Origin of the sequence: Idiomarina sp. T82-3 (assembly GCF_001577655.1) — a bacterium.
Classification (GTDB): domain Bacteria; phylum Pseudomonadota; class Gammaproteobacteria; order Enterobacterales; family Alteromonadaceae; genus Idiomarina; species Idiomarina baltica.
The window spans coordinates 88,079-106,114 of sequence record NZ_LSBQ01000004.1; the positions used below are offsets into that span (position 1 = coordinate 88,079).

The 18,036-nt window shown below is 47.0% G+C and carries 18 protein-coding genes; 12 read left to right on the top strand and 6 right to left on the bottom strand.

What is annotated here, in order from left to right:
- Window positions 1-2 precede the first annotated feature (2 nt).
- Genes AWU56_RS03935 through pspF form a run of 6 tightly spaced genes read right to left on the bottom strand, consistent with a single transcriptional unit; the run spans window position 3 to window position 6,420 of the window.
- Window positions 3-815, bottom strand: a complete 813-nt coding sequence (locus AWU56_RS03935) for an ATP-binding cassette domain-containing protein (protein ID WP_006956026.1) — start codon at window positions 813-815, stop codon at window positions 3-5.
- Window positions 812-1,804, bottom strand: coding sequence for an oligopeptide/dipeptide ABC transporter ATP-binding protein (locus AWU56_RS03940; protein WP_006956025.1), 993 nt, complete (start codon window positions 1,802-1,804; stop codon window positions 812-814). The genes AWU56_RS03935 and AWU56_RS03940 overlap by 4 nt, the downstream gene beginning before the upstream one ends.
- Window position 1,805: 1 nt before the next feature.
- Window positions 1,806-2,699, bottom strand: coding sequence for an ABC transporter permease subunit (locus tag AWU56_RS03945; RefSeq protein WP_286681811.1), 894 nt, complete (start codon window positions 2,697-2,699; stop codon window positions 1,806-1,808).
- A complete protein-coding gene (locus AWU56_RS03950; protein ID WP_006956023.1) occupies window positions 2,686-3,714 on the bottom strand; it encodes an ABC transporter permease in 1,029 nt (342 codons plus the stop codon). Before AWU56_RS03950 ends, AWU56_RS03945 begins: the two co-directional genes overlap by 14 nt.
- On the bottom strand, window positions 3,711-5,333 hold the full coding sequence (locus tag AWU56_RS03955; RefSeq protein WP_006956022.1) for an ABC transporter substrate-binding protein: 1,623 nt from the start codon (window positions 5,331-5,333) through the stop codon (window positions 3,711-3,713). Before AWU56_RS03955 ends, AWU56_RS03950 begins: the two co-directional genes overlap by 4 nt.
- A gap of 4 nt (window positions 5,334-5,337) precedes the next feature.
- Entirely contained in the window at window positions 5,338-6,420 is a 1,083-nt protein-coding gene (pspF, locus tag AWU56_RS03960) for a phage shock protein operon transcriptional activator (RefSeq protein ID WP_006956021.1), read from the bottom strand.
- Between the two features lie 204 nt (window positions 6,421-6,624).
- Here pspF and pspA point away from each other — a divergent pair, with 204 nt between their 5' ends.
- From pspA to AWU56_RS04020, 12 genes are all read left to right on the top strand, one after another.
- Window positions 6,625-7,302, top strand: coding sequence for a phage shock protein PspA (gene pspA / locus AWU56_RS03965; protein ID WP_006956020.1), 678 nt, complete (start codon window positions 6,625-6,627; stop codon window positions 7,300-7,302).
- Window positions 7,303-7,325: 23 nt separating this feature from the next.
- Window positions 7,326-7,559 (top strand): envelope stress response membrane protein PspB, encoded by a 234-nt coding sequence (gene pspB / locus AWU56_RS03970; RefSeq protein WP_006956019.1) that lies wholly within the window; start codon window positions 7,326-7,328, stop codon window positions 7,557-7,559.
- A complete protein-coding gene (gene pspC, locus AWU56_RS03975; protein WP_006956018.1) occupies window positions 7,556-7,939 on the top strand; it encodes an envelope stress response membrane protein PspC in 384 nt (127 codons plus the stop codon). The genes pspB and pspC overlap by 4 nt, the downstream gene beginning before the upstream one ends.
- Entirely contained in the window at window positions 7,936-9,300 is a 1,365-nt protein-coding gene (locus AWU56_RS03980) for a YcjX family protein (RefSeq protein WP_286681812.1), read from the top strand. Before pspC ends, AWU56_RS03980 begins: the two co-directional genes overlap by 4 nt.
- Complete coding sequence (locus tag AWU56_RS03985; protein WP_286681813.1) at window positions 9,297-10,274, top strand: TIGR01620 family protein; 978 nt, start codon at window positions 9,297-9,299, stop codon at window positions 10,272-10,274. The genes AWU56_RS03980 and AWU56_RS03985 overlap by 4 nt, the downstream gene beginning before the upstream one ends.
- A gap of 157 nt (window positions 10,275-10,431) precedes the next feature.
- Entirely contained in the window at window positions 10,432-11,655 is a 1,224-nt protein-coding gene (gene megL, locus AWU56_RS03990) for a methionine gamma-lyase (protein ID WP_286681814.1), read from the top strand.
- Between the two features lie 60 nt (window positions 11,656-11,715).
- Window positions 11,716-12,510, top strand: coding sequence for a phenylalanine 4-monooxygenase (gene phhA / locus AWU56_RS03995; protein WP_286681815.1), 795 nt, complete (start codon window positions 11,716-11,718; stop codon window positions 12,508-12,510).
- A 20-nt stretch (window positions 12,511-12,530) separates the two neighbouring features.
- Window positions 12,531-12,869 (top strand): 4a-hydroxytetrahydrobiopterin dehydratase, encoded by a 339-nt coding sequence (locus AWU56_RS04000; protein ID WP_006956013.1) that lies wholly within the window; start codon window positions 12,531-12,533, stop codon window positions 12,867-12,869.
- Window positions 12,870-12,997: 128 nt separating this feature from the next.
- Window positions 12,998-14,557 (top strand): transcriptional regulator TyrR, encoded by a 1,560-nt coding sequence (gene tyrR / locus AWU56_RS04005; protein WP_286681816.1) that lies wholly within the window; start codon window positions 12,998-13,000, stop codon window positions 14,555-14,557.
- A 252-nt stretch (window positions 14,558-14,809) separates the two neighbouring features.
- The gene (hppD, locus tag AWU56_RS04010; RefSeq protein ID WP_286681817.1) at window positions 14,810-15,883 is read left to right on the top strand and encodes a 4-hydroxyphenylpyruvate dioxygenase; all 1,074 of its coding nucleotides are present in this window, start codon (window positions 14,810-14,812) and stop codon (window positions 15,881-15,883) included.
- Window positions 15,876-17,006, top strand: coding sequence for a homogentisate 1,2-dioxygenase (locus tag AWU56_RS04015; protein WP_286681818.1), 1,131 nt, complete (start codon window positions 15,876-15,878; stop codon window positions 17,004-17,006). Before hppD ends, AWU56_RS04015 begins: the two co-directional genes overlap by 8 nt.
- Before the next feature lie 6 nt (window positions 17,007-17,012).
- Entirely contained in the window at window positions 17,013-18,035 is a 1,023-nt protein-coding gene (locus AWU56_RS04020) for a fumarylacetoacetate hydrolase family protein (protein WP_006956009.1), read from the top strand.
- Window position 18,036: the final 1 nt, after the last annotated feature.

The window sequence follows — 18,036 nt, forward strand, 5'->3', positions numbered from 1 at the left end:
TGTTATTCGGTAACCTTAGCGCTCGAGTTACCGGTTATTTGAGAATGATTAATTAAGTGTTCATGCAACAAGGCTTGTACGTAAGGTTGTTGCTTCTCTGTTAATAAACGTTCTGTTTCATTAAACGCGATCATTTTACCACGATATAAAATTAAGATCTTGTCAGCAATATGTTTCACGATCTGTGGCGAATGTGTCACGATAATATAAGAAATACCCATATCTTTTTGAAGATCGAGCATTAGATTAATAATTTGTGCTCTAACGGATGGGTCGAGTGCGACCAAAGCCTCATCAGCTACGACGATTTGCGGATCCAAAATAATGGCTCGCGCAATCGCGACACGTTGCTTTTGTCCGGTCGAGAGCATGTGCGGATAAAACGCCGCATGCTCTGCCAGCAAGCCCACCTTACGTAAAGTACTGTGAATCAGCTGTTTTCGTTCACTATTGGACATTTCGCGATTGAATAAGAGAGGCTCTTCAAGCTGTTGACCTACTGTTAATTGCTGGTTCAAAGATTTATCGCTGTCTTGAAAGACCATACGAATATTTTGGCAACGACGCTTGGATTGTGCGTAATTCAGCTTTTGACCATTTAAATACAGTTCACCGCCAGATGGCGCTTCGACCCCGGCAATAATTTTAGAGAGCGTGGATTTACCTGAGCCTGTTTCGCCCATAATAGCGAGCGTTTCCCCCGCTTCAAGTGTGAAGGAAGTCGGTTCTAAAGCGACTGACTTCTTACTCCACGGCCAAGAACGGCGTGGTCTGAAGGTCTTAAATAAATCGACCGCTTCGAGTAAGTGACTCATGCTTCAGGCTCATTTAAAGGGAAGTGACAATAATAGCTCTGCTCATCGCGATGGCGGACCAAAGGCGCTTTGACACACTGTTTTTGCGCGTATGGACAACGAGGTCCCAATCGGCAGCCAATGGGCATATGGCGCAATGTAGGCACGGCACCGGGCAAACTCGGTAACTTGGATTTAGGCTCAAGTTCCGCGTGTGCTTGGAGACTCATTTTTATCATCGCATCGGTGTAAGGATGAGCAGGGCGGTTTAATACAGTTTCCGTATCACCGTGCTCCATCATTTGGCCGCAGTATAACAGTGACACACGTTGGGTTGCGGGTAAGATTGAGGCGACATCTTGAGTAATTAAAAGTACCGACATGCTCTGACTTACCGCAAGCTTTCCCAATAATCGTTGGATTTGATCCTTCGTCGAAGGCTCCATTGCTGTTGTCGGTTCATCGGCGATCAGCAACTTGGGGCGGTGGGCGATTGCAATGGCAATACTCACTTTTTGAGCAATACCCTCCGAAAGCTCATAAGGGTAACTTTTCATTATGGCATCATGATCGCGAATACCGACCCGGTGAAGCAATTGAGCAACGCGTGTTTTGCGGTCGATTCTGCGATGCATAAAAGTGCCCGTTACGTCTCCGGCAGGGATAGCTTCAGTAATTTGTTCTGCGACGGTTGAGTTAGGATCGAGATAGGCTAATGGATCTTGAAAAATCATAGCCATATCGCGACCGGTTATCGCGCGACGCTGTTTGGGCGTCATCGCCAGCAAATCTTTGCCATTCCACCAAAGCCTGTCAGCAGTAACGTCCCAAAGCGGATTCAATACTCCAATAACGGCTTTAGCGAGAAGACTCTTACCGGAGCCCGATTCACCCACTAATGAGTGAACCTCACCTTCTTTTAACTGCAAGCTGACTTTGTCGAGCACACGCACACGTCCGTGAGGGCCATCCATTTCAATCGTGAGGTTACGAATATCCAATAGGTCCATACTAGGTGTCCATGCGTTGTTTAATGGCGCGACGTAAGCTATCACCTACAACGTTGATGGCCATTATGGTGACAAAGAGTGATAATCCAGGGAGCACCATACTCCACGGCGATAGGTATACCTCATCTAGGCTACGAGCAAGCATGCTCCCCCATTCGGGGGTTGGGCTTTGTACACCTAACCCCAAAAAGCTGAGTGCGGCAATATCCATAATCGCGACCGATAGCGCGACGGTCAGCTGCATCACCAAAATAGGCGTAATATTGGGTAAAATCACCCGATACATGAGATACGTGTTACTACATCCATTTAAGCGTGATGCCGTGACGTAGTCCTTTTGCCATTCTTGATAGACCGCGTTCCGAGTAACGTAAATAAATTGCGGAACAAGCGACAGCGTAATGGCAATAATCGCGTTACCAAGCCCCGCTCCTAAAATCGCAATAAGCACTAGAGCGAGTAAAAAAGAGGGAATTGTTAGTAATCGATCCAGCGTCCGACCCAAAACACGCAACTTTGATTTTGTATCTGCACCGACCATAGCACCAATGAAAATTCCGATAGTCGAAGCTAGAATCACCATGATGATAGGTAGTCCAAAACTGAAGCGCCCACCAATTAGCAGGCGTGATAACATATCACGTCCCAAGTCGTCTGTACCAAACAGGAATTGCATATTGCCGTCATGTGTCCAACTTGGTGGTAAGGCAACGGCATCAACAAATTGAACATTGGCAGAATAGGGCGTTATCACAGGCGCAAGAATCACCAGCACTAATAAAGCGCCAAGTAACCAGAGCGAGATCATCGGCGCTAAGCGCCGTTTGAACGCAAACCAAACGAGCTGTAAGGGCGATGGATTGCGATCTTGGTAATATAATTCAATATCCGCCATATCGTTCTTCTCGAGTCATAGGAAAACGCCAGCCGCGGTAAATTTCAACTAATAAATTCAGCACTAAAATTAACCCCATGAGAGTAAACAAGACCATCTGAATAATGGGATAATCTCGCTCGATAATCGCCTTTAACAACCAAGCCCCTGCACCTGGCCAATTAAAAATATGCTCTACGATTACTAAGTTGGCCATCATCAAGCCAAAAATAAATGTCATTTGTGGTAAAACATCTTGCAGCACATTGGGTAGCGCATGTTTGAATAAGAGCCGTTTCTGACTCAGTCCACGTGCTCGGGCTGCTTTCACATAAGGTTTCTGCAACACCTCAATGGTTTGGTTTCGAGTAATGCGCAGCAACAGCATGGACGGCAAACTTGAGAGGGTCAGCACGGGCAGCACAAGGTGTAAAAGCGCATCTTGGAGTGCAGCCAGCTTGTATTGGCTATCACTGAGCAAAATATCGATAATGACTGAACCTGTGATTGAATCGATCGCATACAGTGGATTGATTTGCCCAGTGATGGGGAGCCATTCGATTTGTACAGCGAACAAGAGAATTAAGAGCTGAGCGAGCCAAAACACGGGTATCGAATAGCCTGTCATGGCACTAGTCAAAATAAACTTGTCTAAATTGTGACGAAAATAATTAGCAGCCAGCATGCCGAGTGGCAAGCCGATCAGTACCGCCAGCGCAAAACTTAACAACACCAGCTCGGCACTCACCACTAAGTAAGTCGCCGCATCTTGCCAAACGTCGTTACCTGTCGACAGTGAGAGCCCCCAGTCAAATTGGGTGATATGCGCCAAATAATTTACATATTGTTGAATAACGGTACTGTCAAAAGCGCGACTCTCTAATGTTGCATTGTAAGCGGCCTGTCCATCTCGTATTCCGCTCATATTGGTAAGCGGATCCCCCGGGAACAGCCAATTAAGTGAAAACGTGACGACACTTAACACCAGAAGCGCTAAGAAGAAATAAAATAAGCGAGTCATTAAATAACGGGTCATTGGGCAGGTAGCTCCTTCCCTGCAAGTCTAAAGCTGATACCGCCATAAGGTGGCAGCTCCACGCCCTTGACGTACTCTCGTTGCGCCTGATAACGCATTGAGTGGGCAATCGGCAACAAGGGTTGTTGCTGCATCAGCAACTGCTGTGCGGAGTGATAAAGCTGCTTTCTTTGAGCATTATCCGTAGTTGAAATCGCTTGGTAAAGAATCTGATCGAAGCCGTTATGACACCAATTAGCGCGGTTGCTGCCACTTGCAACCGCTGCACAACTTAGCAAGGGTCGGAAAAAATTATCAGGATCGGCATTATCGGCATACCAACCTATCAATACGGTATCGTGCTCCGAGCGGCTTAGCCGACGTCTGAATGTATTCCATTCGTAGCTTATAATGCGTGCATCAACACCCACCTCTGCCAAGTCTGACTGCATTAACTCCGCCATACGGCGCGCGTTTGGATTGTACACGCGCTGTACCGGTATAGCCCATATATCCATTTTAAATCCACGCGGGATTCCCGCTTCTCTGAGCATCTTGCGCGCCTTTTCTGGATTATAGTGATACTTAAGTTCTGCATCTGAAGACGCCCAAGAAGTGGGCGGTAATATGGATTCTGCTAACTCGGCATTACCGTAGTAAATTGTATCAATGATGGCTTCGCGATTGATCGCATAGCTCAATGCTTGTCGAACTCTAGGGTCGTCGAAAGGAGGTCGTTGAGTATTAAAAGCCCAGAACGACACATTAGGACTTACCTCCGATCGAACCTCAATTTCTTTCCGGTTCAATGACTTCAACTCACTGACGAGTGGATAAGGAATGACATCACACTCGCCGGTCACCAACTTCAGCATGCGCTTGTTAGCGTTAGGCGTTATGGAGAACACTAGACGCTCGATACTCGGTCCTTGACGCCAATAGCTTTCGTGGCGTTGATAGCGAATGTAATAATCCTTTTTAAAAGCAACGAATTTAAAAGGGCCCGTGCCGATGGGCCGCTTATCGATAAGTTCACGTTGGCGATTGCTCGCCAATTGATCCGCATACTCTTTGGATAAAATAATGGCAAAGTCAGTCGCTAAATTTGCAAGAAAAGAGCTATCTGGATGCGTGAGAATGATATCAACCGTGTATGGATCAACTTTCTGAACTTGGGAAATTAACTGATCCAAGCCGGTTGCCGCAAAGAACGGATAGAAACCGCCTCCAACAGAATGATAAGGCGCATCGCTATCGAGCCAGCGTCGGAAACTGAAGACGACATCATCCGCGTTGAAGTAACGCGATGGGGTGAAGTAATCGGTATCGTGAAACGTCACATTACGGCGTAAATGAAAACGATAGCGCTGACCGTTATCAAGCGCTTGCCAGTCGGTGGCAAGTGCACTGACAAAGCTCTGCTGTACCGCATCATAGTCGATTAGACGGTCATACAATTGGGATGCTGTGGCATCAACCGTGGTGCCCGAGGTGACGCGTTGAGGGTTGAAACTCTCAGGATTTCCCTCGGAGCAATAAATAAGACCATCCTGTAACGGTTCAGGCACTTGTGTTTGTTCACTACAACTCAGCAGCAAAAAACTAGTCAGTGCGGTAACTATAATCGACTGTTTAGACATTATTTTATTGCGTTCCCTCAAGCAGTTGATACTTTTTCAAGTAACCGCGCAACTGATGATAAGTAAGACCTAAGTGTTTAGCCGTGCGTTTTTGGTTATATTGACACAGTTTGAGTGCCTCGGTCAGCAATTGAATCTCGAATTGTTGCGATTGCTCCTTTAAATCGATGGGCTGCTCGATGGAGACCGGTGATAGGATTGATTCGTTAGCCGACTGCGTCGCGGCTGGACTCTCATCCTGCTCGACGCTTTGTGTCTCTGGTACCGGTCGAGTTGCCTCGGTCGATTGACTACGCGCTGGACGGTAGGGACTATCAAAGGCGTCGAAGATGATATCGCTGACCGGTATGTGACCATTACCTGTTCGATAGACGCTGCGTTCGATCACATTCTTTAGCTCACGTACATTGCCTGGCCAATGATAATCCATCAGCGCCCGCTTAGCGCGCTCACTGAATCCACTAAACAACTCATATTCAAGTTCACGCGCCATATTAATAGCAAAGTGTTCTGCCAGTATCATAATGTCTTCACGACGATGCCGCAGTGGTGGCAGAGTGATAACGTCGAAAGCCAAACGATCGAGTAAGTCATGACGAAACTGACCTGCGTCAGCGAGGCTGGGCAAATCCTCGTTAGTGGCGGCAATCAAACGCGTATCCACTTTAATAGGGCGCGTGCCACCGACGCGCTCGAATTCACCGTACTCGATGACACGTAGTAGTTTTTCCTGAACCAACATCGACGTATTAGCGAGTTCATCTAAAAACAAACTGCCACCGTCGGCACGTTCAAAGCGGCCTTCGTGTTTTTTTGATGCGCCGGTAAATGCACCAGACTCATGACCGAACAACTCACTCTCTAGCAAATTATCGTTTAGCGAGGCACAATTCAGCGTAACGTATTTCTGGTCCCAGCGTTGGGATAGATAATGACAACGCGCGGCAATGAGTTCTTTACCCGTTCCTCGCTCACCGATAATAAGGATGGGTTTATTTAAAGGTGCGACTTGAGAGACATGCTCAAGCACTTCAATGAAGCTATTGGATTGGCCTATCAGATTATCGGAGGGGCGGCTTCGGCTCATTTGATTATTTTTCCAGCTTTATAGTTATTTTTGCTAATTATTAGTCAAATTCACATAAAAAGGCAAGTATTAAAAATTGAACGCATTGAAAAACATTAATAAAATCAAACCATTACATAAAAAATATAAATTGGCGCAAATATTGAATGGATCTTGGCACGGTCGTAAGACCCAATTTGTATTTAACACCAAGGGGTATTAATTATGGGTATCTTTTCACGCTTTAGCGATATTGTTAACTCAAATATCAACTCACTGCTTGATAAGGCAGAAGATCCACAAAAAATGGTGCGTCTAATCATTCAAGAAATGGAAGACACACTTGTTGAGGTACGTTCGACATCAGCACGTTTGATTGCTGAAAAGAAAGATGTGCAACGTCAGCAGCAACGCGTCGAACACGAAGTGTTGGACTGGGAAAATAAAGCGGAGTTGGCGCTATCTAAAGAGCGCGAGGACCTCGCGAAGCAGGCTTTGATCGAGAAGCAAAAAGCGCAGCAAGCAGTCGACTCATTACAGCAAGAGTTAGAGCGAGTTGATGAAAGCTTGTCGAAACTCAACGATGAAATTTCGCAGTTGCAGGAAAAACTCGCGGATGCCAAGGCACGTCAGAAAACAATTATGATGCGAGAAAAAACTGCATCAAGCCGTTTGCAAGTGCGTAAACAGGTGGATAGCGGCAAAGTAGATGAAGCGATGATGAAGTTCGATCGTTACGAGGCCAAAATTGATGATATTGAAGCACAGGTTGATGCTTACGATATGGGCAAGCGAACTTTACGTGATGAATTTGCAGAGCTCGAAAATGAGAGTAAAGTGACTGATGAACTCGAGGCTTTAAAAGCGCGCATGAACGCAAAAAAGAACGAGAACAGTCAATAACTTAGCCTTTAGGACAAAGCAACATGGACTTTCTAGAGTTTTTGATGGCGCCCATTATCATATTTTTGGTGATTGTCGCCCCCATTTGGTTGATTCTTCACTACAAAAGCAAGCGAAATGCGAGCCAAGGTATTAGTGAAGAAGAACGCAGCCAATTGAATCAAATGAGTGAGCGAGTAGAAAAAATGCGTGAACGCGTACAAACGCTTGAGCGCATCTTAGATGCTGACTCACCTAGCTGGAGGGAACACAAATGAGTGCTACTGAACGCAAACGTCAGCTCCAACGCAACACTGAAACAGGCAAGATTGCCGGCGTATGCGCCGGTCTTGCCGACTACTTAAACATCGAAACCTGGGTGGTGCGGCTGATTTTTTTCACCGGCCTTATTTTCTCTCAAGGTTTCTTTCTCATACTGTATATCGCGGGTTGGTTAATTTTAGATAAAAAGCCGCGCTCGGAAGGGCATCTTGATATGCACATCAAGACGCGTGTGTATGGTGGTGGTAAACCCGCAAGCCAAGCTGTTGTAGAAATGGAACAAGAGTTGAAATCGTTGGATGAACAAGTGCAACGGATGGAAAAATACGTCACTTCAACACAATACAATTTGAACCGTGAATTAAAACAGCTGTGATTTCACTGAAAAAGACTCAACAACAAACCCGCGATCTCATCAATCGTGGGTTTGATCGTCATATTAGACTGGCGGTTACAGGCCTCAGCGGTGCGGGCAAAACGGCACTCATTACCGGTATGCTTGAGCAAGTGCTGAACGGTTACGATGCGAAGCAGTTAGCGTTCTGGCAAGTTAAACATTCTGGCCGTTTGCTAGGCAGTCGTCTGATAGAGAATCGTGATTGGTCGACGCCACGGTTCGCGTATGAAGAGGCGGTGAAAGTGCTTACTTCAGCACATCCAAGTTGGCCCTCGTCTACGCGTGACGTGAGTGAAATTCGCTTTGAAATCAAATATCAGCCACGTTCTGGTCTTGCTAAACATCTAATGGATGAGCGTCGACTCGTGGTTGAGTTGGTCGACTATCCCGGTGAATGGTTATTAGACTTACCACTACTGCAAAGCCATTACGGTGCGTGGTCCGCTCAGCAGAACCAATTGAATCAACACGGCGAACGCGCCAACCATTTTGCGTCATGGTATCAGCAGGCTCAATCGCAACTTGAAAATGGACCTGTATCTGATACGACCCTGCGAGAGCTGGCACAGGGTTACCAGCAGGCTTTAAAATCAGCTCAAGCAGCGGGCTTTTACAACCTGCAACCAGGTCGTCATTTGCTTCCGGGACAACTCGAAGGAGCGCCTGTATTGGCATTTTTCCCTTGGCCATTCAGCGATCAAAACGCTACGCAATTTGAACATTTAAAGCGCGTATTTGAGCGTTATAAGGATCAGGTCATCAAACCGTTTTATAAGAATCACTTTCAGGGATTTAATCGACAAGTGATTTTGGTCGATGTGCTCACCGCGCTCGAACAGGGAAAGGCGCGCTTTGATGAGCTAATAGAAACGCTCACAGGTCTGTTAAATAGTTTTGAATATGGCGAGAACGCGCTGTTGAGGCGGATAATTTCACCCGCTATCGATAAAGTAGCGTTGGTAGCGTCCAAAGTCGACCATGTGGGACCGGATGGGCAACAGGCACTGAATCAATTGTTAGCTGAGATGTTACGTCGTTCACGTCAGCACTTTCAGTTTGAACGGATCGAACATGAACTATTCGCCGTGGCCGGTATTGCAACCAGTAAAGCAGGGCGTTTAAGCGATGGTACCGTGGTGTTAGACGGTTACTTAAAAGGCAATCAAAAAGTGCGTATTGGCGCACCTGCGGTTCCTACGCAGTTACCCAATGCCGATCAGTGGCAGCAGGGCTTTGAATTTCCACAATTCGTTCCGCACTTTAGCGCCGCTGATTCCCCCTTACCGCACATTCGGCTCGATCAGCTACTCGAGTTTCTGTTAGGAGATAAGTTGAAGTGAAGCAGGATACCCAATTAAAGTTCTATGCCATTGATGAGCCGATTGATAAGGTCGAAGATACGACTGCCGATATGAATGCCGAAGCTGCTGAAACTATCGCGATATCAACGCGGCGAAAAGGTCAAACTAAACTACGAAAATTGGCACTGGTGACCGTTGTTGCTGTTTTCATCGGGGTGCTCACCGAGACGATACTTGGCATCTATGGGGCCTTTCAATCGTCATTCTGGCTTGGCAGTCTCTGGCTTGTCGTGAGTGTACTGCTATGCCTAACGCTATTTGGATTTTTTATCCGTGAATGGTGGTTGTTAAGAAAGCTGAAGCAACGTTGGCAGATGCAGGCGCACTTTGATGAGCAATCACACATCCAAGCATTACACCGGCCCGATTTAGAACAACAATGGCGGCAACAGCGTCAGTCGCACTGGAACGAACAAGAAATCGCGACACGCTTTGAGCAGGATATTTTAGCGAATGTCGATCAGACAGCGATGCGACGAATTCGCAAATGGTCCTTGGAAGCTGCCGCATTGGTCGCTATCAGTCCAAGTAGCCTCGCCGATATGCTACTGCTGCTTTGGCGTAATCAACGCATGATCAGTGAACTGTCGCGCCTTTACGGAGTGAAGCTCGGTTATTGGAGCCGCATTAAATTATGGCGTCATATACTGACAAACTTAGCTTATGCGGGCGTGAGTGAGCTTATCGTTGATATGGGTAGCCAATGGTTAAGCACCGAGTTGGTTGCACGTCTCTCAGCACGAGCGGCACAAGGCGTCGGTGCAGGGTTACTGACAGCCCGTTTAGGGTTACAAACTATACGACTCGTTAGACCTTTACCTTACGTACACACGCAAAAACCGAGCTTACTATCCATGCAAAAGCTGTTGGTGAAGGATTTAGCAAAACAGTTTCCAACAATGTTTAAAAATAAATCTGAACACGCTCCAAGCGATACCAGTCAATCATTGTAGCTGGTTAGACCAGTTAAGTGGAAAAATAGCGTTACAGCTGCCTAAATAAATGTCGGTGGCCGAAGCATTGCCTTTTGATAGTGACTCACTGCACTCTTATTCCATAACAAAAATATGACAAATGAATATTTTTTAGTCGTGACTTTGGGACGGAATAATGAGCGCAGATAAGCAGTCAACGGAACATCATCAGCTAGCCACGCAAGTCATCCATGGCGGTAAAGCACCGCAGGATCCCGAGGGTGCATTGGTTGCTCCGTTGTATCAGACATCGACATTTAAGTTTAGTCATTCTGACCAGGGTAGTGCCCGATTTGCGGGTGAAGAGCCAGGCTATATTTACAGTCGCCTCGGTAATCCAACTGTTACGCAACTAGAAACTCGTGTAGCCGCGCTTGAAGGCTTTTCAGCAGCCGCCGCAAGTGCTACCGGCATGGGAGCGATTGCAGCGACGACCATGGCACTCGTACGCTCGGGGGATCATGTGTTGGTCTCGGACGCAATTTATGGCTGTAGCTTCGCATTGTTCAGCGATTTATTTGAGCGTTTTGGTGTAGAAGCCGAGTTTATCGATATGGCTGACGCAAGTCAGGTCACAAAGCATCTGCGCGATAATACGCGCTTCGTGTTTCTTGAAACGCCCGCTAATCCACATTTGAAACTACTCGATATCGCAGCAATTAAGACGGCGATGGGTGCTAGTGCAGCCAAACTTATTGTCGACAACACCTTTATGACCCCCCTGTTGCAACACCCGAAGTCATTGGGGGCCGATATTGTGATTCATAGCGCCACGAAATTTCTAAACGGCCACGGTGATGTGGTTGCAGGTATCGTATGTGGTGACGAGGAAACCATCGCCGATATCAAAATGACAACGCTGAAAGATATGGGCGCGACGATGAGCCCGCATGATGCGTGGCTCATTTTACGAGGGCTTAAAACACTCGACGTTCGCATGCAACGACATTGCGATAATGCCGAGAAGGTCGTGAGTTTCTTACAACAACACGAACTCATTAAGAAAATTTATTATCCAGGATTAGCCAGTCATCCCAAACACGATTTGGTGGGGTCGCAAATGCAACGTGCAGGCGCTGTTATCGCGTTTGAGCTACATAGCGACGAGGAGGGCGCGCGGGCATTTCTTGATGCGCTGGAGATGATTGCACTCGCAGTGAGTTTAGGTGATGCCGAGACTTTGATTCAACATCCAGCGTCCATGACGCACTCACCGTATACCCCGGAGGCACGCCAAGCTGCGGGCATTAGTGATACGTTACTGCGTATTGCCGTGGGTTTAGAGGATGCTAACGATATCATTGCCGATCTCAAACAAGCGCTTGATAGTGTTGCCAGCCGCTGGCGTGATTCGGCATAGCCATACAGACTTTAATTATTGATCTACACTTAAATTAGAACAGCAAGAAGAGGCATAACTATGGGTAAAGAGAGTAATTACGTATCCAAACAGCCCGATGCCGAGGGAATCATCCATTGGACTGATGAGGAGAATCAGGTTTGGCACGATTTAGTCGATCGTCAACTTAAGTGCATTCCAGGTAAAGCCTGTGATGAGTACATGAAACGACTTGAACTACTCGACTTGCCAAAAGACCGTATACCGCAGCTGCACGAGCTTAATGAAGTACTTGAGCGTGAAACAGGTTGGCAGGTTGCTGCGGTGCCGGCACTGATTCCGTTTGACGAATTCTTTCGATTGTTAGCAAATAAGCAATTCCCAGTCGCTACATTTATTCGTACTCGGGAAGAGTTCGACTACTTGCAAGAACCCGACATCTTTCATGAAATTTTCGGCCATTGTCCATTGTTGACCAATCCTGCATTTGCCCACTTTACACATCAATATGGCAAACTGGGTTATGCGGCGACACCGAAAGAACGCGTTTACTTAGCACGCTTATACTGGTTTACTGTTGAATTTGGCCTGTTACAAACGGACGAAGGCATCCGCATTTATGGTGGTGGTATTTTATCCTCACCAGCGGAGACAGAATATGCGGTGAACAGTGATAAGCCTGAACGCCATCCACTGAAAGCGTTGGATGCACTGCGAACCCCTTATCGGATCGATATTATTCAGCCTGTGTACTACACCATCAATAGTGTCGATGAATTATTTGAGATTTCAGACATGGATATCATGGCGTTGGTACGCGAGGCTATGGAACTGGGACTCTTTGAACCAAAATTCCCGCCTAAAGACGCGGCATAATAATTAACAGGAGTATTTATATGGCTGCATTAAATCAAGAACACTGTGAAGCGTGTAACGCAGACGCACCGAAGGTCAGTGATGATGAGTTGGCATCGTTGATGCGCGAGATCCCCGAGTGGACGCCGGTGAGTGACGACGGTGTGATGATGTTACGTCGCGAGTTTAAATTCAAAAACTTCCGCCAAGCATTGGAATTCACCAACAAAGTCGGTGAAATTGCTGAGGCCGAGAAGCACCATCCAGAAATTATCACTGAGTGGGGTAAGGCGACGGTGACTTGGTGGACCCATGCAATTAATGGCCTACACAAAAACGATTTTGTTATGGCTGCGAAAACGGACGAAATCTTAAATTAAGCTTAAGATTCGGCAAATAGTTCGATAGAACGTCAAAAACCCTAGCTCAAACGCTAGGGTTTTTCTGTATCCGCGCTTGAATATCCTGTACGATATACTTTACAGATCTCTCAACCTGAACGAATGACATGAGACTAGAGATAACCTGCGATGACCGTTTAGGCATTTGCCTTGATGTATTGCAGATACTTCGCGATCAAGAAATCGATTTAAGAGGTATTGAAATTGATCCGCGCGGAAAGATTTACCTAAACTTTCCTGAACTCGCGTTTGAAGACTTCAGCCACTTAATGCCACAAATACGTCGAATTCCAAATGTTATCGATGTGAAAACCATCCCATACATGCCTTTTGAGCGTGAGCATTTTGAATTTGATTTACTCTTAAGTACTTTGCCGGATCCGGTGATTTCCATCGATATCAAAGGACGTATTGATATCATTAATGATGCCGCAGCACAGTTATTAGGTGCCCCGAAGGACACCCTAAGTGGCGACTATTTGTCGCAATTCATCACTGGATTTGGACTGGCGCGCTGGCTTGATAAACAACCTAAAGAACCCGTGTTTGAAGCGGTTGTGATCAACAGTGCAGAGTATTACGCACAGATATTACCTATTTGGGTCGCTGGCGAGGACGGTAGTCGCTCTTTCGCGGGGGCTGTCTTAACGTGCAAGACCGAACCTAATGTCGCTCAGTGGCAGAACAATAAGAATGATTCTGCCTTTGATCGTTTACTCACTGAAAACGCCGCATTCAAGAAGGTGATTAAAGAAGCGCAGCGTATGGCTGAGTTGGATGCGCCTCTGTTGATAGAGGGTGAGACGGGCGTCGGTAAGGAGTTGTTGGCAAAGGCGTGTCATCAAGCATCAGCGCGCGCCGATAAACCGTTTTTGGCGATTAACTGCGCCGCGTTACCGGACAACGTTGCCGAGAGTGAGTTATTTGGGCATGGCGCAGGCAGCTTATCAGAGCACAGTGCTAAAAAGACAGGGGTGCTAGAACAAGCCGCTGGCGGTACCGTGTTACTCGATTCAGTCGGCGAGATGTCGATTAATTTACAGGCCAAGTTATTGCGCTTTTTAGAGCACGGCGTATTCCGTCGTATCGGCGAAGAACAAGAGGTTAGCGTCGATGTACGTGTTATTTGTACGGCACAAAACCACCTCTATGAGCTAGTTGAGGCGGGGACTTTCCGCGAGGATTTGTATTATCGACTCAATGTGCTCGCGCTGAATGTACCACCACTCCGTGAACGTAAAGCGGATGCCGTGTTATTGGCTGAGCATTTTATTTCGCAAGCTTGTAAATCGCTCGGGCGCAGCTTGGTTAAACTGAGCCGCTCAGCTAAGGACCGTATTAAGACCTATCAATGGCCGGGTAACGTACGTCAGCTTGAGAATACGATGTTTCGTTCGGTGTCCATGCTCGATGGCGACGTGCTCGAGGCAAATGATGTTAAGTTACCCGAAGCGCAAGTAGACGATGATCCGTTAGCCATTGAAATTGAAGATATCAGTTTGGATGAGGCGGTGCGCCGTTTCGAGAGTACTGTACTTAAACGATTGTATCCAAGTTTCCCAAGTACGCGACAACTGGCACGTCGTTTGGGTTTATCGCATACGGCAGTCGCTAATAAACTGCGTGACTACGGAATCGGTAAGCAGCGCAAGAAAAGCCAGTCTTAAATAGCTGTAAACTTTTTACGACACGCTACAACAGTGTGTACAATTAAGTTTACGGCTTATTTATCAAAGTCCATGAGGAGAGCGCGTCTTAACGCGCTCTCTTTTTTTGTAAATAAAAGGTTACAAAGTTTGACGTGGCGCAACGATGGGTAGTTTTTACGCTTTACTCGCTCAATTTAACTAACCCCCCTAAAGTAACGATTACACAAAACAAAAAAACACCCATGTAATCGAATACAGAAGGAAGTAGTTATGAGCGATATGAATTATAACCCACTCAACACCGACGGTTTTGAGTTTGTTGAGTACACTGCCCCTGACGCCAAAGGTATCGCAGCTCTTAAAGACTTGTTTGATAAGTTGGGCTTCACCGAAGTGGCTAAGCACAAAAGCAAAGAAGCGTGGCTGTATAAGCAAAACGATATTCAGTTCGTGATCAATTCACAAGTAGGTGGACAAGCCGAGGAATTCGCTAAAAAGCACGGCCCGAGTGTATGTGGTATGGCATGGCGTGTGGCGGATGCAAAAAAAGCGCTCGAGCATGCGTTAGATAATGGTGCGAAAGCATTCCCAGCAGACCAAGGCGTGATTGAGGACATCCCCGCGGTATACGGTATTGGCGAGAGTGCACTGTACTTTATCGATAACTATCAGGATATGGCCGTTTATACTGACCACTTTGAATTCTATCCTGACTGGCAAGAAAAAATGTCGTCACATGCCGCAGGTCTATATGAAATTGACCACCTTACCCACAACGTATTCCGCGGCAATATGGATACTTGGGCTGGCTTCTACGAGCGTATCGGTAACTTCCGTGAGATCCGCTATTTCGATATCGAAGGTAAACTCACGGGCTTGTTAAGCCGTGCAATGACTGCACCGTGCGGAAAAATTCGTATCCCTATTAACGAATCGCACGACGACAAATCGCAAATCGAGGAATACCTGCGCGAGTATAACGGTGAAGGCATTCAACACATTGCATTGACCAGTGACAATATCTATAAAACGGTAAAAGATTTGCGCAGTATCGGCATGGAGTTCATGGATACGCCTGATACTTACTACGAGAAAATCAATGAGCGCCTAGAAGGTCATGAAGAAGACGTTGAGGCACTTCGCGACCAGCGTATTTTGATCGACGGCGCGCCGATGAAAGATGGCATCTTGCTACAAATCTTTACCCAAACCGTGATTGGTCCTGTGTTCTTTGAAATTATTCAGCGTAAAGGTAACGAAGGTTTTGGTGAAGGTAACTTCAAAGCCTTATTCGAAAGTATCGAAGAAGACCAAATCCGTCGAGGAGTGTTGAGCGATGCGTAAGTGGATCAGCTTTCCCAAACAGGAAGGCGCGCATTCACGACAGGCTCATGCTGACTTTCCTGAGCAGGCGATGTATGAACGTGAAGCGGGTCGAAGTGGATTCTTCGGCCCTGCTACTCATTTCCATCATCAGCACGCACCGACAGGTTGGTCAGATTGGCAAGGACCGTTGCGTCCGCGCGCCTTCGACTTTAATCAATTGAAAGACCTAGACCAAGAAAACCCGTGGTTGGTAAATAATCTGCTTGAGAACGCTAACTGTAAGTTTCGTTTATGGCACTGCCAAAGCAAGATGAACTACCTGGTGCGCAATGCCGATGGCGATGACTTGCTGTTTGTTCATGAGGGCAGTGGTCATGTATTTTGTGATTACGGGCATATCAAGCTGGTTAAAGGCGACTACTTTCTCATTCCACGCTCAACGAGCTGGCGCATTGAGCCCGAAGAGCCTATGCAACTGTTGATGATCGAAGCGACTAATGGTGCGTATCAGTTACCTGAAAAGGGATTGGTCGGTAACCATGCGATTTTCGATCCGGCGGTACTGGATACACCGGCGATTGATGATGTCTTTAAGGCACAATATAGCGAAGAGCAGACGCAAACCTTCGTCAAACGTCACCAGCAGGTTTCGGTGATTACCTATCCGTTTAATCCGCTGGATGCGGTGGGTTGGCATGGCGATTTGGCACCGGTTCGACTCAATTGGCGTGATATTCGCCCGCTGATGAGTCATCGTTATCACCTGCCACCCTCAGCGCACACTACGTTTGTTGCTGAGCGCTTTGTCGTGTGTACTTTTGTTCCGCGTCCAATTGAGAGTGACCCAGGCGCGCTTAAAGTTCCGTTTTATCATAATAATGATGATTATGACGAAGTGTTGTTCTATCACGAAGGCGACTTCTTTAGTCGTGACAACATTGATCGTGGTATGGTGACCTTTCATCCGGCAGGCTTTACCCACGGACCGCATCCAAAAGCCTTTAAAGCGGGTCTAGAACATAAAAAGAAATTCACCGATGAAGTCGCAGTCATGCTCGACACGCGTGATGCATTAGAAGCATCCGACGCGGCAATGAGTGTTGAGAATCCCGACTACGTGTTCAGTTGGAAGGAGAAGTAAAACAATATGAAACTAGCAACCTATCGAAATGGTACGCGCGACGGCCAACTGATGGTCGTCAGCCGTGACTTAACCAAAGCAGTAGCCATTCCAGCCATCGCGAGTTGTATGCAAGAGCTCGTTGATAACTGGGACGAGCTTGCGCCAAAAGCTGACGCGGTTTATCAATCACTGAATCAAGGTGATGTTGAAGGGGCTGTGACATTTGAGCAGCATTTGTGTGAGTCACCGCTACCACGGGCTTATCAGTGGGCTGATGGCAGCGCTTACGTGAATCACGTTGAGTTGGTACGTAAAGCACGCGGCGCTGAAATGCCACCGAGCTTTTGGGAAGATCCTTTGATGTATCAAGGGGGCTCAGATGATTTTCTCGCGCCTCACGATGATATCGAGATGGCAAGCAATGAGTGGGGCATCGATTTCGAAGGCGAAATCGCAGTCATCACTGACGACGTCCCTATGGGGATTGAAGCCAAAGATGCCAGCCAACACATTAAATTATTGATGTTGGTCAATGATGTATCTTTACGTGGCCTGATTCCGGGTGAACTGGGTAAAGGCTTCGGCTTTTTCCAGAGCAAACCCTCATCTGCATTTTCGCCGGTTGCCGTCACGCCGGACGAGTTGGGTGACGCATGGCAAGACAGCAAAGTGCATTTACCGCTGTTATCACAATACAACGGAAAGCCTTTCGGTAAACCGAACGCGGGCGAAGACATGACATTTAACTTCGCGCAGCTGGTTGCTCACGCAGCAAAAACTCGCCATTTGGGTGCCGGTGCAATCATTGGTTCAGGTACAGTATCCAATAAGCAGGGCACCGATCATGGGACAGCGATCGCCGAAGGTGGCGTAGGGTATAGCTGTATTGCAGAAGTGCGTATGATCGAAACTATTCGTGACGGACAGCCCACAACCCAGTTTATGGACTTTGGTGATACCATTCATTTTGAAATGAAAAACGCCGATGGCGAGTCGATCTTCGGCGCTATCGACCAAAAAGTGGTGCAATACAAAGGACCGCAATAAT